General features: G+C 67.8%; 26 protein-coding genes. 10 read left to right on the forward strand and 16 right to left on the reverse strand.

Annotation, left to right across the window (positions count from 1 at the left end):
• Positions 1 to 12 precede the first annotated feature (12 nt).
• Together R5H32_RS09425 and mce are read right to left on the reverse strand one after the other, a co-directional pair.
• On the reverse strand, positions 13 to 300 hold the full coding sequence (locus R5H32_RS09425; RefSeq protein WP_318338431.1) for a DUF1467 family protein: 288 nt from the start codon (positions 298 to 300) through the stop codon (positions 13 to 15).
• The gene (mce, locus tag R5H32_RS09430) at positions 300 to 704 is read right to left on the reverse strand and encodes a methylmalonyl-CoA epimerase (protein ID WP_264772456.1); all 405 of its coding nucleotides are present in this window, start codon (positions 702 to 704) and stop codon (positions 300 to 302) included. Before mce ends, R5H32_RS09425 begins: the two co-directional genes overlap by 1 nt.
• A gap of 150 nt (positions 705 to 854) precedes the next feature.
• On the opposite strand from mce, the gene R5H32_RS09435 reads away from it, so the two are divergent.
• Positions 855 to 1,574, forward strand: coding sequence for a response regulator (locus R5H32_RS09435; protein WP_318338432.1), 720 nt, complete (start codon positions 855 to 857; stop codon positions 1,572 to 1,574).
• Between the two features lie 51 nt (positions 1,575 to 1,625).
• On the opposite strand, the gene R5H32_RS09440 is transcribed toward R5H32_RS09435, so the two are convergent.
• Positions 1,626 to 2,354: a GNAT family protein gene (locus R5H32_RS09440; protein WP_318338433.1), complete on the reverse strand. Its 729-nt coding sequence runs from the start codon at positions 2,352 to 2,354 to the stop codon at positions 1,626 to 1,628.
• A gap of 177 nt (positions 2,355 to 2,531) precedes the next feature.
• Here R5H32_RS09440 and R5H32_RS09445 point away from each other — a divergent pair, with 177 nt between their 5' ends.
• Positions 2,532 to 2,660 (forward strand): hypothetical protein, encoded by a 129-nt coding sequence (locus tag R5H32_RS09445; RefSeq protein WP_318338434.1) that lies wholly within the window; start codon positions 2,532 to 2,534, stop codon positions 2,658 to 2,660.
• 93 nt (positions 2,661 to 2,753) lie between these two features.
• Here R5H32_RS09445 and R5H32_RS09450 read toward each other — a convergent pair whose 3' ends face one another.
• Positions 2,754 to 3,440, reverse strand: coding sequence for a hypothetical protein (locus tag R5H32_RS09450; RefSeq protein WP_318338435.1), 687 nt, complete (start codon positions 3,438 to 3,440; stop codon positions 2,754 to 2,756).
• Between the two features lie 120 nt (positions 3,441 to 3,560).
• Between R5H32_RS09450 and R5H32_RS09455 the strand changes: the two genes are divergently transcribed.
• Positions 3,561 to 4,520, forward strand: coding sequence for a LysR family transcriptional regulator (locus R5H32_RS09455; RefSeq protein ID WP_318338436.1), 960 nt, complete (start codon positions 3,561 to 3,563; stop codon positions 4,518 to 4,520).
• Here R5H32_RS09455 and aspS read toward each other — a convergent pair.
• Entirely contained in the window at positions 4,504 to 6,285 is a 1,782-nt protein-coding gene (aspS, locus tag R5H32_RS09460) for an aspartate--tRNA ligase (protein WP_318338437.1), read from the reverse strand. The genes R5H32_RS09455 and aspS overlap by 17 nt on opposite strands.
• A gap of 314 nt (positions 6,286 to 6,599) precedes the next feature.
• Here aspS and carB point away from each other — a divergent pair, with 314 nt between their 5' ends.
• The gene (gene carB, locus R5H32_RS09465) at positions 6,600 to 9,941 is read left to right on the forward strand and encodes a carbamoyl-phosphate synthase large subunit (protein WP_318338438.1); all 3,342 of its coding nucleotides are present in this window, start codon (positions 6,600 to 6,602) and stop codon (positions 9,939 to 9,941) included.
• A 102-nt stretch (positions 9,942 to 10,043) separates the two neighbouring features.
• On the opposite strand, the gene R5H32_RS09470 is transcribed toward carB, so the two are convergent.
• From R5H32_RS09470 to R5H32_RS09480, 3 genes are all read right to left on the reverse strand, one after another.
• Positions 10,044 to 10,574: a GNAT family N-acetyltransferase gene (locus tag R5H32_RS09470; RefSeq protein WP_318338439.1), complete on the reverse strand. Its 531-nt coding sequence runs from the start codon at positions 10,572 to 10,574 to the stop codon at positions 10,044 to 10,046.
• Positions 10,575 to 10,589: 15 nt separating this feature from the next.
• On the reverse strand, positions 10,590 to 10,820 hold the full coding sequence (locus R5H32_RS09475) for a hypothetical protein (protein WP_318338440.1): 231 nt from the start codon (positions 10,818 to 10,820) through the stop codon (positions 10,590 to 10,592).
• 96 nt (positions 10,821 to 10,916) lie between these two features.
• Positions 10,917 to 11,486 (reverse strand): hypothetical protein, encoded by a 570-nt coding sequence (locus tag R5H32_RS09480; protein WP_318338441.1) that lies wholly within the window; start codon positions 11,484 to 11,486, stop codon positions 10,917 to 10,919.
• Positions 11,487 to 11,681: 195 nt separating this feature from the next.
• Here R5H32_RS09480 and R5H32_RS09485 point away from each other — a divergent pair, with 195 nt between their 5' ends.
• The gene (locus R5H32_RS09485) at positions 11,682 to 11,936 is read left to right on the forward strand and encodes a hypothetical protein (protein ID WP_318338442.1); all 255 of its coding nucleotides are present in this window, start codon (positions 11,682 to 11,684) and stop codon (positions 11,934 to 11,936) included.
• Between the two features lie 119 nt (positions 11,937 to 12,055).
• A complete protein-coding gene (locus tag R5H32_RS09490) occupies positions 12,056 to 12,550 on the forward strand; it encodes an acyloxyacyl hydrolase (protein ID WP_318338443.1) in 495 nt (164 codons plus the stop codon).
• A gap of 9 nt (positions 12,551 to 12,559) precedes the next feature.
• On the opposite strand, the gene R5H32_RS09495 is transcribed toward R5H32_RS09490, so the two are convergent.
• The 5 genes from R5H32_RS09495 to R5H32_RS09515 form a co-directional block, all read right to left on the reverse strand.
• Positions 12,560 to 12,880 carry an antibiotic biosynthesis monooxygenase family protein gene (locus R5H32_RS09495; protein WP_318338444.1) on the reverse strand — a complete coding sequence of 107 codons (321 nt, stop codon included), beginning with the start codon at positions 12,878 to 12,880 and terminating at the stop codon, positions 12,560 to 12,562.
• A gap of 67 nt (positions 12,881 to 12,947) precedes the next feature.
• Entirely contained in the window at positions 12,948 to 13,253 is a 306-nt protein-coding gene (locus R5H32_RS09500; RefSeq protein ID WP_318338445.1) for a zf-TFIIB domain-containing protein, read from the reverse strand.
• Between the two features lie 66 nt (positions 13,254 to 13,319).
• The gene (gene parA / locus R5H32_RS09505; RefSeq protein ID WP_318338446.1) at positions 13,320 to 13,952 is read right to left on the reverse strand and encodes a ParA family partition ATPase; all 633 of its coding nucleotides are present in this window, start codon (positions 13,950 to 13,952) and stop codon (positions 13,320 to 13,322) included.
• Positions 13,953 to 14,041: 89 nt separating this feature from the next.
• Entirely contained in the window at positions 14,042 to 15,031 is a 990-nt protein-coding gene (locus R5H32_RS09510) for an NAD(P)H-quinone oxidoreductase (RefSeq protein WP_318338447.1), read from the reverse strand.
• Positions 15,028 to 15,711 carry a COQ9 family protein gene (locus R5H32_RS09515; protein ID WP_412099011.1) on the reverse strand — a complete coding sequence of 228 codons (684 nt, stop codon included), beginning with the start codon at positions 15,709 to 15,711 and terminating at the stop codon, positions 15,028 to 15,030. The genes R5H32_RS09510 and R5H32_RS09515 overlap by 4 nt, the downstream gene beginning before the upstream one ends.
• Positions 15,712 to 15,840: 129 nt before the next feature.
• Here R5H32_RS09515 and rpsU point away from each other — a divergent pair, with 129 nt between their 5' ends.
• Positions 15,841 to 16,047, forward strand: a complete 207-nt coding sequence (gene rpsU / locus R5H32_RS09520) for a 30S ribosomal protein S21 (protein ID WP_011748553.1) — start codon at positions 15,841 to 15,843, stop codon at positions 16,045 to 16,047.
• Positions 16,048 to 16,129: 82 nt separating this feature from the next.
• Here the strand turns inward: rpsU and R5H32_RS09525 are convergent, their stop codons facing one another.
• Positions 16,130 to 17,017: a DUF2182 domain-containing protein gene (locus R5H32_RS09525; protein ID WP_318338449.1), complete on the reverse strand. Its 888-nt coding sequence runs from the start codon at positions 17,015 to 17,017 to the stop codon at positions 16,130 to 16,132.
• The gene (locus R5H32_RS09530) at positions 16,974 to 17,621 is read right to left on the reverse strand and encodes a DUF1326 domain-containing protein (RefSeq protein WP_318338450.1); all 648 of its coding nucleotides are present in this window, start codon (positions 17,619 to 17,621) and stop codon (positions 16,974 to 16,976) included. The genes R5H32_RS09525 and R5H32_RS09530 overlap by 44 nt, the downstream gene beginning before the upstream one ends.
• A 154-nt stretch (positions 17,622 to 17,775) precedes the next feature.
• Here R5H32_RS09530 and R5H32_RS09535 point away from each other — a divergent pair, with 154 nt between their 5' ends.
• Entirely contained in the window at positions 17,776 to 18,231 is a 456-nt protein-coding gene (locus R5H32_RS09535) for a lytic transglycosylase domain-containing protein (protein ID WP_318338451.1), read from the forward strand.
• Positions 18,231 to 18,659, forward strand: coding sequence for a DUF1294 domain-containing protein (locus tag R5H32_RS09540; RefSeq protein ID WP_318338452.1), 429 nt, complete (start codon positions 18,231 to 18,233; stop codon positions 18,657 to 18,659). Before R5H32_RS09535 ends, R5H32_RS09540 begins: the two co-directional genes overlap by 1 nt.
• Before the next feature lie 9 nt (positions 18,660 to 18,668).
• Here the strand turns inward: R5H32_RS09540 and R5H32_RS09545 are convergent, their stop codons facing one another.
• Positions 18,669 to 19,127 (reverse strand): Lrp/AsnC family transcriptional regulator, encoded by a 459-nt coding sequence (locus R5H32_RS09545; protein WP_318338453.1) that lies wholly within the window; start codon positions 19,125 to 19,127, stop codon positions 18,669 to 18,671.
• Between the two features lie 139 nt (positions 19,128 to 19,266).
• Here R5H32_RS09545 and ald point away from each other — a divergent pair, with 139 nt between their 5' ends.
• Positions 19,267 to 20,385, forward strand: coding sequence for an alanine dehydrogenase (ald, locus tag R5H32_RS09550; RefSeq protein ID WP_318338454.1), 1,119 nt, complete (start codon positions 19,267 to 19,269; stop codon positions 20,383 to 20,385).
• Positions 20,386 to 20,438: the final 53 nt, after the last annotated feature.

Here is a 20,438-nt window from a genome sequence, read left to right on the forward strand (position 1 = left end):
GGGCGGTCCCGCTTACTCCGCGGGCTGTTCCTTCGGCTCGAGGCGGCCGAACCAGTCGAGATCGTGCAGCGTCACCATCCCCGACAGGATCACCGATGCGATCACCGACCAGAGCACGGCGGCGACCAGCGTCGTCACGAGGGCCTTGCGCTTGAGGTTCACCTCAGCCGGCGCGCCCGGCGGCGTGCCGGGCACGACCCTGCCGGCATCGGCCTGGCTGTTCGGCCGGATCTGGAGCGCGATGAAGAACACCATGAACCAGATCACGGCGAACAGCACGATGCCGCCGGTGAGGTTCATCAGACCTGCTCCAGCTCGACGAGGCAGCCGTTGAAATCCTTCGGATGCAGGAACAGCACCGGCTTGCCGTGGGCGCCGATCTTCGGCTCGCCGGTGCCGAGAACGCGCGCTCCTTGCGCCTTGAGCCGGTCGCGGGCGGCGAGGATATCCTCGACCTCGTAGCAGATGTGATGGATGCCGCCCGAGGGGTTCTTCTCGAGGAAACCGGCGATCGGGGAGTTCTCGCCCAAGGGATAGAGCAGCTCGATCTTGGTGTTCGGCAGCTCGATGAAGACCACGGTCACGCCGTGATCGGGCTCGTCCTGCGGCGCGCCGACCCTGGCGCCGAGCGTGTCTCGGTACTGCGCCGATGCCGCCTCGAGGTCGGGCACGGCGATGGCGACATGGTTCAGGCGTCCGATCATGGGCTGTCCTCCGGGGATGAGCGTCCCGTGCTTTATGCGGCGCTGCGGCGCGGCACGCAAGCACGAGCTTCGGAGCGGGCTTTACCGGCCGTTAGGCAATCGGTGCGTTACTCGGAAGGGATTCGCGCCCGTGCGGAAAGGAGAGTGCAGATGGCCGACGACCTGTCCGATTTCATCGCCGCGAGCGGCCCCCCGGCCGGGCGCCCGCTTCAGGGGCTGACCGTGCTTCTGGTCGAGGACAGCCGGTTTGCGTGCGAGGCGATGCGGCTCATGTGCCAGCGGTCCGGCGCACGGCTCCGGCGCGCGGACTGCCTGCGTTCGGCACGGCGCCACCTTCAGGCCTACCGGCCGACGGTGGCGATCGTCGATCTCGGGCTGCCGGACGGCTCGGGGCTCGATCTGATCCACGACATCGCGGCGATGTCTCCGCGCGTCCCCGCGCTTTTGGGAACAAGCGGCGAGAGCGGCGCCGAGGGCGCGGCCCGCGCCGCCGGGGCGGACGGGTTCCTCGCCAAGCCAGTCGAGAGCCTCGCGGGCTTCCAGCGGACCGTGCTCGCGGCGCTGCCTGCCGGTGCCGGCATGACCTGGGCGTCGCGGGGGCCGGAGGACCGCGTCGATCCCGATCCGCTCGCCTTGCGCGATGACCTCGCGCGGGCGGCCGAGCTTCTGGGCCGGGCCAGCGACGGCGCCACGCTCGACTATGTCGCGCAATTCCTCTCCGGCCTCGCGCGGTCGGCCCGTGACGCACCGCTTCAGGCAGCGGCCGAGGCGCTGGCGCGGGACGGGCTCACGGGGCTGCGGAGCCGCGCGCCGGTGAGCCGCGTCAGCGGCCTCGTCCGCGACCGTCTCGCCGCCGGTGCCCGGTTCTGAGTGCCCCGCGCCAAAGTTTTCCGCCGTCGCCCGCCCCGGTCCGGGCCGCGCTCACCCCACCGCGCCGGTGCGATCGGGATCGTCCGCGACCAGAAGTGGCCGGGTCAGCGCCGAGAGGCTTTCGCGCTGGCGGCCTTCGGCGTCGAAATTCTCGGGTCGGAGCCAGCGGTCGAAGCATGCCTTCAGCGCCGGCCAGTCCTTGTCGATCGCCGCGAACCACGCGGTGTCTCGGTTGCGGCCCTTGACCACGGTGGCCTGACGGAACACGCCCTCGAAGCTCAGCCCGAGCCTTTCCGCCGCCCGCCGCGACGGCCGGTTCAGCGCGTCGCATTTCCACTCGTAACGGCGATAGCCCGCCGCGAAGGCCCAGCCCATCATCAGGTACATCGCCTCGGTCGCCGCACGGCTCCCCTGCAGGACCGGCGCAAGGTTGATGTGCCCGACCTCGATCGAGCCCGCCGCCGGGTCGATCCGGAGATAGCTGGCGACCCCGCCCGCAAGACCGGTCCCGCGGTCGACGAGCGCGTAAAAGCACGGATCGTCGCGCCCGGCCATCCCGGCGGCCCAGTCGCGATAGGCAGCTTCGGCCGCGAAGGGGCCGTAGGGCAGATAGTCCCAGATCCGGTCGTCCGCACGATTCGCGGCAAAGAGCGCGGCCGCATGGCGTTCCGGGTCGAGCCTTTCGAGCCGCACCCAACGCCCCTCCCGCGCCGCCCAGTCCGGCCGTCGCGGCGGCGTCCAGCCCGGCACCGGCTCTCTCAGGTTCCGCTGTTCCGCCATCCGCTCCTCCGCCGTTGCGCTCCGCAGTCTAGGCCCTGAAGCGCGGGGCGCAACGGGCCTCACCGCCACTTGCAGGCCGCCCGACGGCCACAACCCGGCCCCGCAATCTCCCAAATCCTGCCGCATTTGCCACCAAAATGGATAGTCAGAGCCTGCTGCCCAGGGGAATGCACCGCCATGAAGGATCAGTTCCTGCGGATCGCGAAAAAAGAAAAACTCACGCGCGCCGCTCATGCGACGGTGTTCGGCACCGGGCTCCTTTCGTTGACCATTTCGATTTCCGCCAGCGCCGCATCGGCGTACTGACACGTTCCTTTCGTATCCACCCTCACGGAAAAGCCGCGCCCCTTGAGGCGCGGCTTTCTCGTCATCGGGCGGCCGAAGCTCTGCCGGGGCTCTTCAACACAGCCTCTGCTCCATCGCCTCCCAGTCGCCCATTTGCCAGTCCGGCCCGACCACCGCGGCGAAGAGGCCGTCGAAGGCCGCCTGCGGCATCGCCTGACGCATTCCACTGACCATGCCGACCCGCTCGGAGCGCGAGGCGGCGCCGAGCATCACCTTGAGGAAGGCCACCATCTTCTCCGGCGCGATGGCCGATACGATCGAATGCTCGATCCCCTCGATCTCGGCGCCCGAGAAATTCGCGGCGACGAGCGGCATCAGTTCGGTTTCCTCCTCGTGCATATGCGTGAGGTCGTCGGCGACGAAGAGCGCGAAGCGCTGATAAAGCCGGCGCAGCTTCGCAGCCCGATCCGCGCCGGCCATGGCCACCTCTTCAGCCAGGCGGCGCAGTTCGGAGAAGGATTCGAGGTGGTGATCGTGATCCTCGCCCTGATGATCCGACGCGCCGGGCACGCGGGCATCGACCACGGCATGGATCTTGTCGTTCTCGTGGGTCAGATGGCCAAGGCTGAGATCCAGATGCGCGGAGAGCTTGCCCAGCACCTCCATCACGCTTGACTCGTCGGACGCGTCCGCCTGGCCAAGCGCGATCAACATGCGCGCACTGGCCAGGCGGATGCCCTTGTGGACCGCGTAATAGAGATCCTTCTTCGTCTCGGTTTCGAAATTCGTTTCGGCGTTCATGTCTTGTCTCCAGTCATTGGTATGCAAATGAACTCTTCGATGCCGACCGGAATACGCCGCTTTTCTTTCGTCGGAAATGCCAGCATATTGGTTTCACTCTCTTGCATTTTCGGACAATCGATGGACCACCTCCGCGCCATGCGGCTCTTCCTCCGGGTCGCGGAACTCGGCAGCCTGACTGCCGCCTCGACCGATGCCGGCCTCGCGCGGGGGGCGGCTTCGGCCATCGTGGCGGAGCTCGAACGCTATCTCGGCGTCCAGCTTCTCGAACGCACGACGCGCAAGATCAGGCTGACCGAGGAAGGCGGCCGGTACCTTGCGCGGGCACGCGCGATCCTGGCCGATGTCGCGGAACTGGAGGAAGACATCGGCGCATCGGAGCGGCGCCCGCGCGGGCGTCTCAGGATCCAGATCCCGCCCGGCCTCACCCGCCTCATCGTCGCACCGGCCCTGCCCGGCTTCATCGCGCAGTATCCCGGGATAGAGCTGGAAATCCTCTCGCGGTCGGACCTGCCGGATTTCGTCGGGATGCGTCTCGATGCCGCCGTCGTCGTCGGCCCCCTGCCCGAGCTCGACCTCGTCGCGCGGCCGCTCGGACACCTGCCGGCGCTGACGGTCGCCGCGCCGGCCTATCTCGAACGGCGCGGAACACCGCAGGTGCCGGCGGACCTCTCAGCCCACGACTGCGTCCGGACGATCTCCACCGCGACCGGCAATCCGGTGGTCTGGCGTTTTCGCGAGGACGGCAAGGACGTGCGCATGGAAATGCCGGGGCCGCTGGCCTTCGAATCGCCCGAGGCCGCGGTGGCGGCGGTCAGGCGCGGCGGCGGCGTCCTGCAGATCGCGAGCTATCTCGTCTATGACGATATCCGCTCCGGCCAGCTCGTCTCGGTGCTCGACCCGTTCCGGCCCGAGGGGCCGACGCTCCAGATCGTGCATCCCCGCCACCGGCACAAGCCGCGCCGGCTCAAGGTGTTCGAGGATTTCCTGTCCGATCTGAACCTGCGATTCCGGTCGCGGTGGAACATTCGCGACACGCAAAGCCCCGGCCCGGGACGGCTCGTCACTCCTTCGGATTGACCCGCAACTGAAGCTCGCGCATCTGCTGGTTGGTGGGCTCGGAGGGCGCACCCATCATCAGGTCCTCGGCGCGCTGGTTCATCGGGAACATGATGACCTCGCGGATGTTCTGCTCGTCGGCCAGAAGCATCACGATCCGGTCGATCCCGGCCGCGCAGCCACCGTGCGGCGGGGCGCCGAACTTGAACGCCTTGACCATGCCGCCGAAGCGGTTCTCGACCTCTTCCTTCGGATAGCCCGCAAGCGCGAAGGCGCGGAACATGATCTCCGGCCGGTGGTTGCGGATCGCGCCCGAGACGATCTCGTAGCCGTTGCAGGCGAGGTCGTACTGGTAGCCCAGCACCTTCAGAGGATCGCCGTCGAGCGCCTCCATCCCGCCCTGCGGCATCGAGAACGGGTTGTGGCTGAAGTCGATCTTCCCGGTCTCGGGATCCTTCTCGTACATCGGGAAATCGACGATCCAGGCGAAGCGGAAGGCGTTCTGCTCGGTCAGGCCCAGCTCGCGGCCAATCTCGGTGCGGGCCCGGCCCGCGACCGCCTCGAACTGCGCCGGATGGCCGCCGAGGAAGAAGACCGCGTCGCCCTTGCCGAGGCCGAGCTGGCGGCGGATCGCCTCGGTCCGCTCGGGTCCGATGTTCTTGGCGACGGGACCGGCCGCCTCCAGCCCCGAGCCGTCTTCGGCCTCGCGCCAGAAGATGTAGCCCATGCCCGGCAGGCCTTCCTTCTGGGCAAACGCATTCATCCGGTCGCAGAACTTGCGGCTGCCGCCGCCCGGCGCCGGGATCGCGCGGATCTCGGTGCCTTCCTGCTCCAGAAGCTTGGCGAAGATCGCGAAGCCGGAACCGGCGAAATGCTCGGAAACGCGGGCCATCTTGATCGGGTTGCGGAGGTCCGGCTTGTCGGTGCCGTACCAGAGCGCCGAGTCGGCGTAGGAGATGCGCGGCCAGACCGCGTCGACCTTGTGGCCGCCGCCGAACTCCTCGAAGACGCCCTGGATCACCGGCTGGATCGCGGCGAAGACATCCTCCTGCTCGACGAAGGACATCTCGAGGTCGAGCTGGTAGAAATCGGTGGGCGAACGGTCGGCGCGCGGGTCCTCGTCGCGGAAGCAGGGCGCGATCTGGAAGTAGCGGTCGAAACCCGCCACCATGATCAGCTGCTTGAACTGCTGCGGCGCCTGCGGCAGCGCGTAGAACTTGCCCGGATGAAGCCGCGACGGCACGAGGAAGTCGCGCGCCCCCTCGGGAGAGGAGGCGGTGATGATCGGGGTCTGGAACTCGGTGAAGCCCGAGCCCCACATCCGGTCGCGCATCGACTTCACCACGCGGCTGCGCAGCATCATGTTGCGGTGCAGCTTTTCGCGGCGCAGGTCGAGAAAGCGGTAGGTGAGCCGCGTCTCCTCGGGATATTCCTGATCGCCGAAGACGAGAAGCGGCAGCTCCTCCGCCGGTCCCAGCACCTCGATGTCGGTGACATAGACCTCGATCTCGCCGGTCGGGATCTTGGAGTTCACGAGGCTCGCATCGCGCGCCTTGACGCGGCCGTCGACGCGGACGACGGTCTCGGCCTTCAGCTTCTCGATCGCCTTGAACGCCGGGCTGTCGCTGTCGGCCAGCACCTGGGTCATGCCGTAGTGGTCGCGCAGGTCGATGAAGAGGACGCCGCCGTGATCTCGCACCCGGTGCACCCAGCCCGACAGCCGCACGGTTTCCCCGGCATGGGCCTTGTTGAGTTCGGCGCAGGTATGGCTGCGATACGCGTGCATTTGATCTGCCCTTTGGGTGTTGCGGATATTCGACGCCGATACACCCGCCCGGAGCAGTGAAGTCAAGGGCGCGCGGCCGAGGAAACACCTGTCGCGCCCTCTCCTGCGCCCTTGAGACCACGGGCGCGGGACCCCGATGATGAAAAAGCGGCGCGGCCGTGAGGTTCGCAAGGTCGCCCGCTCATGTGTTAGGATCCCGGCTCCCGAGGCTACGCGAACGCGCGCCGCTGCCGTGGCGCTGGCCGCCCGATCGGCCCTTGCGCCGCGAGCCGTCTTGACTATAACCCCGTCCAATTTGCGCGAAGGGGGCCGCCATGCCGAAAAGAACCGATATCAAGTCCATCATGATCATCGGAGCCGGCCCCATCGTCATTGGCCAGGCCTGCGAGTTCGACTATTCCGGCGCCCAGGCCTGCAAGGCTCTGCGCGAGGAAGGCTACCGGGTCATCCTGGTGAACTCCAACCCCGCGACGATCATGACCGATCCCGGCATGGCCGACGCCACCTATATCGAGCCGATCACCCCCGAGATCGTCGCCAAGATCATCGAGAAGGAACGCCCCGACGCGCTCCTGCCGACGATGGGTGGACAGACCGGCCTCAACACCTCGCTGGCGCTCGCCGACATGGGCGTACTCGACAAGTTCAATGTCGAGCTCATCGGCGCCAACCGGCAAGCGATTGAAATGGCGGAGGATCGCAAGCTCTTCCGCGAGGCGATGGACCGGATCGGGCTGGAGAATCCGAAGGCGACCATCATCGCGGCGCCGAAGAAAGAGAACGGCAAGTACGACGTCAACGCCGGCGTCGCCGAGGCGATGGACGCGCTCGAGGACATCGGCCTGCCGGCGATCATCCGCCCCGCCTTCACATTGGGCGGCACCGGCGGCGGCGTCGCCTACAACCGCGACGACTACGAACGCATCTGCCGCTCGGGCCTCGATGCCTCGCCGGTGGCGCAGATCCTCGTCGACGAGAGTCTTCTGGGCTGGAAGGAATACGAGATGGAGGTTGTCCGCGACAAGGCGGACAACGCCATCATCGTCTGCTCGATCGAGAACGTCGACCCGATGGGCGTGCACACCGGCGATTCGATCACCGTTGCCCCGGCGCTGACGCTGACCGACAAGGAATACCAGATCATGCGCAACGGCTCGATCGCCGTGCTGCGCGAGATCGGGGTCGAAACCGGCGGCTCCAACGTCCAGTGGGCGATCAACCCCAAGGACGGCCGCATGGTCGTGATCGAGATGAACCCGCGCGTCTCGCGCTCCTCGGCGCTGGCCTCGAAGGCCACCGGCTTCCCGATCGCCAAGATCGCCGCGAAGCTCGCCGTCGGCTACACGCTCGACGAGCTCGACAACGACATCACCAAGGTGACCCCGGCCTCGTTCGAGCCGACCATCGACTATGTCGTGACCAAGATCCCGCGCTTCGCCTTCGAGAAGTTCCCCGGTTCCAAGCCCGAACTCACCACCGCGATGAAGTCGGTGGGCGAGGCGATGGCGATCGGCCGCACCATCCATGAATCGCTCCAGAAGGCGCTCGCCTCGATGGAAACCGGCCTCACCGGCTTCGACGAGATCAAGATCGAGGGCGCGCCCGACCATGCCGCCATCGTCAAGGCGATCTCGGGCCAGACCCCCGACCGGATGCGGCTCATCGCGCAAGCCATGCGGCACGGGCTTTCGGACGACGAGATCCAGAACGTCACCGCCTTCGATCCCTGGTTCCTCGCCCGCATCCGCGAGATCGTCGAGGAAGAGGCCCGGATCGCCAAGGACGGCCTGCCGGTGACCGAGCACGGTCTGCGCCGCCTCAAGATGATGGGCTTCACCGACGCCCGCCTCGCCAAGCTGACCGGCCGCGACGAGGGCCAGGTCCGCCGCGCCCGCCAGCGGCTCGGCGTCACCGCCGTCTTCAAGCGCATCGACACCTGCGGCGCCGAGTTCGAGGCGCAGACGCCCTACATGTATTCCACCTATGAGGCCCCCGCGATGGGCGACGTGGAATGCGAGGCGCGGCCGAGCGATGCGAAAAAGGTCGTCATCCTCGGCGGCGGCCCGAACCGGATCGGCCAGGGCATCGAGTTCGACTACTGCTGCTGCCACGCCTGCTTCGCGCTGACCGAGGCGGGCTACGAGACGATCATGATCAACTGCAACCCGGAGACCGTGTCGACCGACTACGACACCTCCGACCGGCTGTACTTTGAACCCCTTACGCTCGAGCATGTCCTCGAGATCCTCCGCGTCGAGCAGGAAAACGGCACGCTGCACGGCGTCATCGTCCAGTTCGGCGGCCAGACGCCCTTGAAGCTCGCCAACGCGCTCGAGGCCGAGGGCATCCCGATCCTCGGCACCACGCCGGATGCGATCGACCTCGCCGAGGACCGCGAGCGGTTCCAGAAGCTCCTGAACCAGCTCGGTCTGAAACAGCCGGTGAACGGCATCGCCTCGTCCGACGAGCAGGCCGTCGCCATCGCAGAACGCGTCGGCTTCCCGCTGGTGATCCGCCCCTCTTATGTCCTTGGCGGCCGCGCGATGGAGATCGTGCGCGACATGGACCACCTCAAGCGCTACATCACCCATGCCGTCGATGTCTCGGGCAAGAACCCGGTGCTTCTCGACAGCTACCTCACCGGCGCCATCGAGGTCGATGTCGACGCGCTCTCGGACGGCGAGACGGTGCATGTCGCGGGCATCATGGAGCATATCGAGGAAGCCGGCGTCCATTCCGGCGACAGCGCCTGCTGCCTGCCGCCCCACAACCTCACCGCCGGGACCGTCGAGGAGCTGAAGCGGCAGACCGTCGCGATGGCGCTCGCCCTGAAGGTCAAGGGCCTGATGAACGTCCAGTTCGCGATCAAGGACGGCACGATCTACGTCCTCGAAGTGAACCCCCGCGCGAGCCGCACCGTGCCCTTCGTCGCCAAGGCCACCGACAGCGCCATCGCCTCCATCGCCGCCCGCCTCATGGCCGGCGAGCCGATGGCGAACTTCCCGATGCGCGCCCCCTACGCGCAAGGCGTCGGCCCCGACACCGACCTGCCCTATGCCGATCCCCTGACGCTCGCGAACCCGATCACGCCCTGGTACTCGGTGAAGGAGGCCGTGATGCCCTTCGCCCGCTTCCCCGGCGTCGACACGATCCTCGGGCCCGAGATGCGCTCCACCGGCGAGGTCATGGGCTGGGACCGGACCTTCGCGCTCGCCTTCCTCAAGGCCCAGCTCGGCGCCGGCACGAACCTGCCGGAAGCGGGCCGCGTATTCATCTCGATCAAGGACATGGACAAGACTCAAGAGATGGCCGCGGCCGCGCGCGACCTCGTGTCGATGGGCTTCGAGATCATCGCCACCCGCGGCACTGCGGCCTTCCTGGCGGAGAACGGCATCGACTCGGAGACCGTGAACAAGGTCTACGAGGGCCGGCAGGAGGGCAAGCTGCACATCGTCGACCGCCTGAAGAACGGCGAGGTGGCGCTTCTCTTCAACACGACCGAAGGGAGCCAGGCCATCGAGGACAGCCGCTCGATCCGCGCCGTCGCGCTCTACGACAAGATCCCCTATTACACAACCGCCGCCGGTTCGATCTCGGCCGTGCAGGCGATCAAGGCCCGCGGCGAGGGGATCGGGGTCCGGACACTGCAGGGGTGAGACGCGACCGGACGACCTTCCAGGGGAAGGTCGTCAGCGTCGAACGCCCGATCCGCAAGGATCGGGCCGGAACTGCCAGAGACAACGGCCAGCCGCCGCGGCTTACCGCGGCGGGAGCCACATGTGCCACCGCGTGACCTCGCGGAACCCCATGCGCTCGTAGACCGGCCTCCCCATCGGCGACGCCTGCAAGGCCGCGACGACACATCCGTGCTCGCGCCGGCCCGCGTCCATCGCATGGGCGGTCATCGCGCGGCCGAGCCCCCGCCCCCGGTGTGACGCGAGGGTGCAGACATTGTAGATGCCCGCGCAGGCCACGCCCGCACCGGTCGAAACCGCGTAGAGCGCGGTCGCGACCGGAACGCCGTCGCACCGACCGACGAAGAAGCCGAACCGCTCGCCGAGGATCGCCGGGTGGCAGACCGGCCCGAAACAGCCGAACGGCGTCTCGAAGGCCTGCGCGACGATCTCGAAATGGCATCGCAGGCCGGCGATATCGGTGACCCTTTCGATCACGAGACCATCGGCCGCATCCGGCTCGGAAATCTCGTCAAGGACCATGAACGGAACATCGAAGCCGAAGCTGAACCCAAGACCGTTGAGCGCCGCGTCGGTTATTGGCGCATCCGGCACGCGGGTCGCAACCGTCTAGGCGGGCGAGCGGTGCTGGTCGTGGAACGCCGACGCTTGTCGCAGGAGCCGCTCGGCGGGCACTGCCGGTGCGCAAAGGATCGAGGGGTTGAAGGTCGCGATGTCGGCGCCACAGTAGATATGCAGCGCCCCGTCCAGATCGAGGCTCACCCCGGTCGGCAGAGTCTCCGTCATGCCGGAAAAGGTCGAGAAGTAGTTGTCCTCGGCGATCTTGATGCGCGGGCGCATGGCGGCACGAAACCTGATCCGGATCGTATCGAGGCTACACGACACGGCGGCCGCCGCGCAACGGGCGAACGCATGTCCCGACGCGGCGCTGCGGCCTCAGCCCCCGACCGCGATCATGCCTCGCGCGACCTCCAGCCGGCGCTTCTCGGCATGCACCTCGCCCTGCGGGCGCCACTTGTAGCGCGGGTCCGCCAGCGTCGGCGACCAGAAGAGTTCGCCGCCGTTCCGCCAGGGGTCAAGCACCATGCCGTCGTAGATCGTGCCGCCCGGCAGGCTGACCAGCGCGGTCGAATGGTCGATGCCGAGGAAGTCCGGCGTCGCGATGGCGCGCTGGATCTCCAGCGTGCGGAAATTCTCCTGCTTCAGCCGCTTTTCCATGTCCTCGGCCCAGTGCCAGCAAAGCCCGCGCGGCCGCAGCCCCATGTTGACCTTGGTGTTGTGGACGAGCGGCGGATCGGTGATCTCGTATTCGACCGCGAGATGCTGCGACCAGGAATAGGCGATCTCGGCGGCCCGCGCCGCCTCCTCGGGGTCCACCTCGGGCCCAAGCGCCCGGATCCCCGCGGCCAGCTTCGCGACCTCGGCGCCGCCGCCCGCGTCGGGCGCCGCGGCGCAGCCCGCGACGAGGAACGCCATGAGCGACATCAGGACCGCAACCGTCTTCATCTGTCTCACCGCCCCCGAACGGCCCGCTTTGCGGCCCGTCAAAGGATGGACGGGCCGTGCGCCTTATGTCCCGCAAGGGCCCGCCATGCAAGCGCGCGGGCGATCCCCGGCGGAGTTTCGCGGGATCGCGCGATTCCCTGCCCGACTCGCCCGGCGGATGCTACCATCGCCCGGCGTTTACCCGGAGTGATGCCCATGCGCACGTTGCTGTTTGCCCTTCCCCTGCTTCTCGCCACCCCCGCGATCGCCGACGAGACCACCGGCACGATCCTCGCCTTCGACCGCGTCGACCGGGTGATCGTGCTCGATGACAAGACCGTCTGGCAGTTCGACGACAAGACCGATCTCGCACCCGACCTGGTCGCCGGAGACATTGTGAAGATCATCTATACCGGCGCTGCCGACAGCGGCATCGGCCCGATCACCTCGATCCTGCGCGCGGAAGGGTAGCCCCCAACCGCGGCGCACACGTCACAAGAACGGTTTTTTCCGAATCTTCGCCATATTCGGGAAGGGACCGCTGTGGCATGATTCCGCTCATGGGCAACTTTTCCGGTGAAATCACTGCCATGACCCGATTGACGACTTCGCTTCTCATCGCGGCACTCGTCGCCGCAGCCGGCACCGCTTCGGCCGAAAGCCGGGGAAGCTGGCTGATCTCCGGCGGCATGGTCAACGACACCACCGCGCTCGTCGGCTCCCGCAACCACTGGTCGGTCGACTACCTGCCCGACAGGGAGCTGTTCTGGGGGCTGCAGCCGCTCTACGGCGTCGGCGTCTTCGGCGATGGCGGTGTCTATATCACCGCCGGGCTGCGCAAGGATTTCCGGTGGAACAAGATCACGCTGACCCCGCACACCGGCACCGCCCTGTTCGAGAGCGGCCAGAACGGAGCCAACTTCGACGACGAAACGATCCAGTTCCGTACCGGCCTCGACGTCGGGCTGCAACTGAATGACCGGCTCGACGTCTCGCTCGGCTATTTCCACATGTCGAATGCCGGGCTGACCAGGGCCTCCGCCGATGTCGACGTGCTCCGACTCGGCCTGAGGATTCGCTACTGACGGCGGACCTCAGCCGAGCGCCTCGACGACCTCGTACATCACCGGCTCGAACCGCGAGCAGAGCGCCGAGATCCGGCGGTTGCGTTCGCGCATCTCGGGGCTGCGCAGCATCGCCTGGAAGTCTTTGCGGTCGCGCCATTGCGAGTAGTTGGCGATCCGGGTCTGGGCGTCGTTCATGTGCAGCCCGGCGCCGATGAAACCCGGCTGGTGGCGGATGAATTCCTGGTAGGCGTTGGTGAGCTCGTCCATCAGGTCCTGCGCCGTTCCGGGCGTCATCTCGAATGTCGTTATCACGGTCTGACCCGTGAATTCCTTGTCAATCTTCGGCATGGGCTCACTCCGTTCCGGGCGCGTTCAGAACAACTATCGCGCCCGGTCCGGCCACTGTAAACCGCGATCAGAAATCGAAAAGCTCGGACAGGAAGCTCTCGCGTTTCTTCTTGTGATAGCGCCGGTCGTCGTCCTCGTCGCGATAGCGCCGGCCCTCGTCAGAGCCGCGATGACGCCGGTCCTCGTCGCGCGCCACCGGGCGCTGGGGTTCGCTCAGCGCCACCGCGGGCGCGGCGGCGGCGGCGCTGCGCTCGATGATCTTGTCGAGCTCGCCGCGATCCAGCCAGACGCCACGGCAGTTGGGGCAATAGTCGATCTCGACCCCGGAGCGTTCGGCCATGGTCAGGGTGGTGGTGCAGGCGGGACATTTCATCGGGCGCGACCTTTCATCGGCGTATGGGATCCCGACCGATATGGGGCCGCGCGCGGACGATGCAAGTCAGTCGGCGAGAAGCCCCATCACCTCGTCGGCGAAGGCCTCGACCTCCACCCGCGCCGCCTTCTGCCCCGCCTCGACCGCGCCGAGGCCGAGGCCCAGCGTCTCGGCATAGACGACCCGGTTGGCGATCCGCGCCTCGGTCACGCCCGCCGTCAGTTCGGCAGCCGCCCGCGCCACGTCCTCGCTCAGCCGCGTCCCGGCGCGGGTGCGGTTGAGCACCAGCCAGGCGCGCTTGTGCTCGCGCGCGGCGAGGTCGAGCACGCCGTCCGTCGCCCAGAGATCGACATGCGACGAGGCGACCGGCACCAGAACCAGGTCGGCCTCGCGCAAGGCCGGCCTGAGGTCGGCATCGACCTTGGGCGGGGTGTCGACGATGACGAGATCGACATCGCGCTTCAGCTTCTCGCATTCGTAGGAGACACCCCAGGCCGAGGAGGTGGAGAACTCCAGCCCCGCCTCGCCGAGCCGCTCGCGCCGCGTCATGAACCAGCGCCCGAGCGAGCCCTGCGGATCGGTGTCCAGAAGCGCCACCTTCAGCCCCCGCCGCGCGGCGGCGACGGCCATGTTGACGGCGAGCGTGGTCTTGCCAGACCCGCCCTTCTGCTGAACGACCGCGATGACCTTGCCTGTCATTTCGTCCCCCGATGCGCGTCGTCATTGCTGCGCCGCAGCGTAACGCCCTTCCGCGAGGATTGCACGTGCGGAATCGTCGCGGGCGCCGATCAGCTCACCTTCAACACGATCTTGCCGATATGGCCGGAGCTTTCGATCCGCCGGTGCGCCTCGGCGGCCTCGGCGAGCGGATATTCCGAATCCATCACCACGCGCACCCGCCCGGCCTCGATCAGCGGCCAGACATGGGCGCGCAGGTCTTCCGCGATCCGCGCCTTGGCGAGGTCGCTCTGCGGGCGCAGGGTCGATCCGGTGATCGTCAGCCGCCGGGTCATCACCTGGGCGAAGTTCAGCTCCACCTTCGGCCCCGACAGGAAGGCGATCTGCACCAGCCGCCCGTCATCGGCCAGGGCCTTGACGTTGCGCGGGATGTAGTCGCCGCCGACCATGTCGAGGATCAGGTCGGCCCCACCCGCCGCGCGCACCGCTTCGACGAAATCCGCCTCGCGGTAGTTGACCGCGTGCTCGGCGCCCAGCTCCTCGCAGACCCTGCACTTTTCCGCCGATCCGGCGGTGGTGAAGACCCGCGCGCCGAGCGCGGAGGCGATCTGGATCGCCGTCGTGCCGATGCCGGAGGAGCCGCCATGGACAAGGAAGACCTCGCCCGCCTTCAGCCCGCCGCGCTGGAAGACGTTCGACCAGACCGTGTAGCAGGTCTCGGGCAGGCAGGCCGCCTCGCGCAGCTCCATGCCGGCCGGCACCGGCAGCGCATGGGCGGCGGGCGTCACGACGTACTCGGCATAGCCGCCGCCCGGCAGGAGCGCGCAGACCGCGTCGCCGACCTTCCAGCCCGCGACATCCGGCCCGAGCGCGGCCACGCGGCCCGACGCCTCCAGCCCCGGCAGCGGCGAGGCAGAGGGCGGCGGCGCATAGGCGCCCGCGCGCTGCAGGGCGTCGGGGCGGTTCACGCCGGCATAGGCGACCTCGATCAGGATCTGCCCCGGCCCCGGCACCGGCACCGGCGCCTCGATCAGCTGCAGCACCTCCGGCCCGCCCGGCTTCGAAATCTCGACCGCCCGCATCGTCTTCGGCAGCGTCATGTCCTCTCCCCTTCCCCGATCCGTCCCGGCAGGTCGCGCGGCGCGCCGTCCGGCCGCTTGATCCGCCCCAGCGCCTTCAGCGGCCCCGCGAGCGCCGCACCGAGCACCGGCATCTCGCGCACCCGCGCCTTGAACTTCTCGAACCGCATCACGTCCTCGACCCGGCGGTCGAGGAACTCCCAGCTCGCCGCATGGCCCTCGCTCTCGTCGCCGAGCCAGTAGAGCACTACCGCCGAATAGACCGCCGCGAGCGTCGCGCGCTTCGAATACCAGTTGATGTCGTCAGACGTGTCGCCGAGCGCGTGCCAGATCGCATCCGCCGTGCCCCAGATCAGCGCCGCCCCCTCCGCCGCATGCTGCGGCAGCGCGAAGAGGGCCGCGCCGCGCCTGACCGCCTCGCGGTCGGTCGCCTCGAGCCGAAGCCGCACCGCCAGCGCCACCCGCTCGCGGATCTTGAGCCCGGTCAGATCGCTCGCCATGTAGGCCGCCGCCATCAGCCGGTCTCCGCGCCGGTGATAGGCGGCGGCGAGGTCGAGCGCCCCGCGCGGGCAGACCACCCGCGCCAGGTCCACGCCGATCCCCGAATCCTCCGCCGCGGCGCGGAAGGTCAGTTCCGACCAGCCATCGAAGGCGACATGGCAAAGTGCCGCGTCCAGAAGCCGGTCCGGCGCCGATCCAATATCCAAGCCGTTGTTTTCCATGCGCTCCGCCCCCGATCGCCTTCCCATAGACAAAACCGGGCGGCTTTGCTATAGGGGCGCTTCCTGCAACCGATTGCAACTCTAACTTAGGAAGGTGGTGACAACCACATGCAGGTCAGCGTTCGCGACAACAACGTCGAACAGGCGCTTCGTGCTCTGAAGAAGAAACTTCAGCGCGAGGGGGTATTCCGCGAGATGAAGCTCAAGCAGCATTTCGAGAAACCCTCCGTCAAGAAAGCGCGCGAGAAGGCTGAGGCCGTTCGCCGTGCCCGTAAACTGGCGCGCAAGAAGGCCCAGCGCGAAGGCGCTCTCTGAGGCGACTGGAATTGCTGGCGGGGGCAACCCCGCAAAGACGAGGACCCCCGAGGCAGCGCCCGGGGGTTTTTCGTTACCCCTTTCAGACCGCGAGCGTGGCCAGGGCCCAAACGAGAAGCAGCCCGCCCGTGATCCGCCCCACCGCCACGCCCGGCCCCGCGAGCTTCTCGACCAGCACCAGGAGCGCCAGCGCCGCGATCCAGAAGAGGTTCATCACCCCGCCGACGAAGAGAAGAAGCATCAGCGGCCAGCAGCAGCCGAGGCAGAAGGCGCCGTGGCGAAACCCCATGCTGAACGCGCCCCACGCCCCGTCCCGCCAGTGCCGCGCGAGGAACTCCATCGGCGAGCGGCACTCGACGAGGCAGCGGTATTTCAGCCCCGAGACCTGGTAGCCGGCGGCCAGCACCAGAAGCCCGGCCGAGAGCCAGCGGCTCTCCGACCAGAGCATCATGCCCGAGATCAGCCCGGCCTCGACCAGCCCGAGCTGCAGCAGCGCCGCCGCGACGGAAAAGCCGAGCCAGACCGCGAGGTAGCCCGCCGCGAACCAGCCCGGCGCCGCGCGCATCGCGTGGCCGCGCGCCCGGCCGCGCGCCACCACGCGGGCATGGATCAGGATCATCGGGAGCGCCGAGGGCAGCATCATCGCGATCATCATCGCCCACCACATCAACGCCATCAGCGCGACGTAGCGCAGGTTCCACCCCGCCGGCCCGGCGAGATTGCGGCCCATCTCCATTCCGGTCTCGGCCTCGAACCGGAGAAGATGCGGAAAGAGCGCCGCCCGGGTCATGTCCCAGGCGGTCATGCCCATACCCGCGCCCCAGAGCACCCAGAGCGCCGCGATGGCGAAGATCAGCCCGAGCGCCGACAGCAGTACCGGCCGCCCGTCCCGCGCCAGCCTCTCGAAGGCGACGAGCATCGCCGCGTCAGGCCGCGCCGCGGATGATCCCCCGCGGCCCATAGGCCGCATGGAACAGCGCGCCGTAGCACTTGTCATGCCCGAAATCGGCCAGCCCCTCGACCTTCACGTTCAGGTCCGCGCTGCCCATCTCGGCTTGCGAGAACTCGAACCCCTCCGGCAGCACGATCCGTGCCCGGTGCGGCTTGCCCGTCACCGGGTTGCGGATCGGCTCGATGTCGAGCCGCAGCATGTCGCCCACCCGGAACGAGCCCTTCCGCGCCGCCATGTCGCAGGAAAAGCTGATCTCCTCAAAGACCGGATCGAACTCCTTCTCCATCGTCGAGCCGTAAATGTTGAACATCGTGGTCGGCTCCTGCTCCTCGCCGCCGAGGATCTTGAACAGCGCCTCGACCTGTTCCGGGCTCGCGCGCTTGTCGATGAAGCCCTGGACCTCGCCCCCGCCCTCGTGCACCGCGCCGGGCCAGCGATACCAGGCCGCGACCACCAGCCCGTCGAGCGGCACATCGCCGAAATGCCCCTTCTCGATCAGATGCGCCTCGACGCCCCGGCAATAGCCCCGGCTCGGCCGCCCGTTGAACTCGCACGGGCAGCCGTAGTCGCAGCTGCACCCGGCGATCTTCGGCCCCCGGATTTCCCAGTCCACATAAGCCATGTCTTGCCCCCCTTTTCAGGCGGCACAGCGGCACGTCCGCGCCGGCGCCGCGCGGGAAACATACACCAAAACGCGCCCCGCGCCCATCCAGCCCCCCGCCCCCTTCCCCCCGCCGCGCCACTCGGCTACCACATCGCGACGGAAGGAGACCCCGATGACAGACCTGCCCCGCCGCGCCGCCCTGGCGCTCCTCCTCGCCGGCCTCGCCGGCTGCGGCTCCCGGCGCCACCGCCACCGGGCCGACGGCCCGCAGGGCAACGCCGAGGTCAACCGCCTGATCTCGAAATACGCCCGCATCTACGACATGCCTGAGGACCTGCTCCACCGCGTCGTGCGGGCCGAAAGTGGCTACAACCCCGAAGCGCGCAACGGCCCCTATTACGGGCTGATGCAGATCCATCCCCAGACCGCCCGCACGATGGGTTACCGCGGCCGCCCCGCGGGGCTGCTCGATGCCGAGACCAACCTGCGCTACGCCGGCAAATACCTGCGCGGCGCCTGGCTCGTCTCGCGCGGCAACCGCGACCGGGCGGTGATGTGGTACCGGAAGGGCTATTACTACGAGGCTAAGCGCATGGGCCTCCTCGAAGAAACCGGCCTGCGCGGTTGATGGGTGCATTCGTGGAATTAGTGCCCTGGATCGTCGGGGTTCTCGGGGTCACGAACGCATTTTCCTACCTCTTGTTCGCCATAGACAAGAAAAGGGCGCGAACCGGCGACTGGCGTATCTCCGAGCAAACTCTGTTGCTCGCCGCGTTTTTCGGTGGCGGCGGCGCGAAACTCGCGCAATACCGATTGCGGCATAAGACCAAAAAAGAACCGTTCCGCACCTGGCTCAACATCGTCGTCGTGCTTCAAATTCTCGTCGGCACAGTGCTTTTCTTCCCGCCCGCCCGAATCGCCACCAGCGAAACTGTCTCAAACCTTCTGATCCGAATTGCCGCCAGCGAAACTTTCTCAAGCCTGCTGATACGAGACGGTCAGGCCCATGAAAGTGGCCGCGTCATGCCACGGCGTTTCGGGCCGGGGAGCGACTGAACGACGACCTCAGACCGGGATCGCCGTCGTCTGCCGCACCGTCCGGAGCGCGAAGGAAGAATGCATCTGCGCGACCCCCGGCAGCCGGGCAAGGAACTGGCGGTGGATGCGGGCGAAATCCTCGGTATCCTCGGCCACGACCTTGAGAAGATAATCCGCCGACCCCGCCATCAGGTGGCATTCGAGGATGTCCGGCACCAGCTTCACCGCCCGCTCGAACTCCTCCAGCACCTCGTCGGCCTGGCCCGAGAGCGTGATCTCGACGAAGACCGTGGTCGGCCGCTTCAGCTTGCGCGCGTTCAGAAGCGCCACGAAGCCGTCGATATAGCCCTCCTCCTCGAGCCGCTGCACCCTCCGGTGACAGGCCGAGGGCGAGAGGTTCACCTGCTCGGACAGCTCGGCATTGGTGATCCGCCCCTGCTTCTGCAGAACCGTCAGGATTCGTCTGTCCGTCGCGTCGAGTTGCATATCCGCGCAAGATCCTTCGAAGAAACTTCATCTTCATCGAATCTATCACGAACAAGGGGTCGAATGACCAGAAAAATGTCAAAGCAATTTCATGCCGCCCGAGCCATCCTTCCGGGCAGGAATATTACGGGAGGACCCCATGAAGATCGGATGCCCCAAGGAGATCAAGCCGCAGGAATTTCGCGTCGGCATGACGCCGAACGCCGCGGGCGAGGCCATCGCGAATGGCCACGAGGTGGTGATCGAGACCGGCGCCGGCCTCGGCGCGGGCTTCGCTGACGCCGACTACACCGCGGTCGGCGCGACGATCCTGCCGGCCGCCGCCGATGTCTTCGCCCAAGCCGACATGATCGTGAAGGTGAAGGAGCCGCAGGCGGGCGAGCGCAAGATGCTGCGCGAGGGCCAGATCCTCTTCACCTACCTCCACCTCGCGCCCGATCCGGAGCAGACCCACGACCTCATCGCCTCCGGTGCCACCTGCATCGCCTACGAGACCGTGACCGACCGCTCGGGCGGCCTGCCGCTCCTCGCGCCGATGTCCGAGGTCGCGGGCCGTCTCGCGCCGCAGGTCGGCGCCTGGACGCTGCAGAAGGCCAATGGCGGCCGCGGCGTGCTGATGGGCGGCGTGCCCGGCGTCGGCCCGGCCAAGGTCATCGTGATCGGCGGCGGCGTCGTCGGCACCCATGCGGCGAAGATCGCGGCCGGCATGGGCGCGGATGTCACCGTGCTCGACCGCTCGCTGCCGCGCCTGCGCTACCTCGACGACGTCTTCGGCGGCACGTTCAAGACCGGCTATTCGTCGGCCGGCCTCCTGGAAGAGCTGCTGCCGCAGGCCGACATGGTGATCGGCGCGGTTCTGATCCCCGGCGCCGCCGCGCCGAAGCTCATCTCGCGCAAGCAGCTTTCGATCATGAAGCCGGGCGCCGCGCTCGTCGACGTCGCCATCGACCAGGGCGGCTGCTTCGAGACATCGCGCGCCACGACCCACCAGGACCCGGTCTACGAGGTCGACGGCATCATGCATTACTGCGTGGCCAACATGCCGGGCGCCGTCGCCCGCACTTCGACGATCGCGCTCGGCAACGCGACGATGCCGTTCATGCTCGCGCTCGCCAACAAGGGCTGGCGCCAGGCCTGCGCCGACGACGTGCATCTCCTGAACGGCCTCAACGTCCACGCCGGCAAGCTCACCTACGCCGCCGTGGGCGAGGCGCTCGGCCTCGAGACGATCACCGCCGAAGCCGCGCTGAAGATCTGACATCGCCGCTCACGCGGCACCAAAGGCCCGCCCCCGGCGGGCCTTTTCGTTTC

Source organism: Defluviimonas sp. D31 (genome assembly GCF_033436765.1).
Classification (GTDB): Bacteria; Pseudomonadota; Alphaproteobacteria; order Rhodobacterales; family Rhodobacteraceae; genus Albidovulum.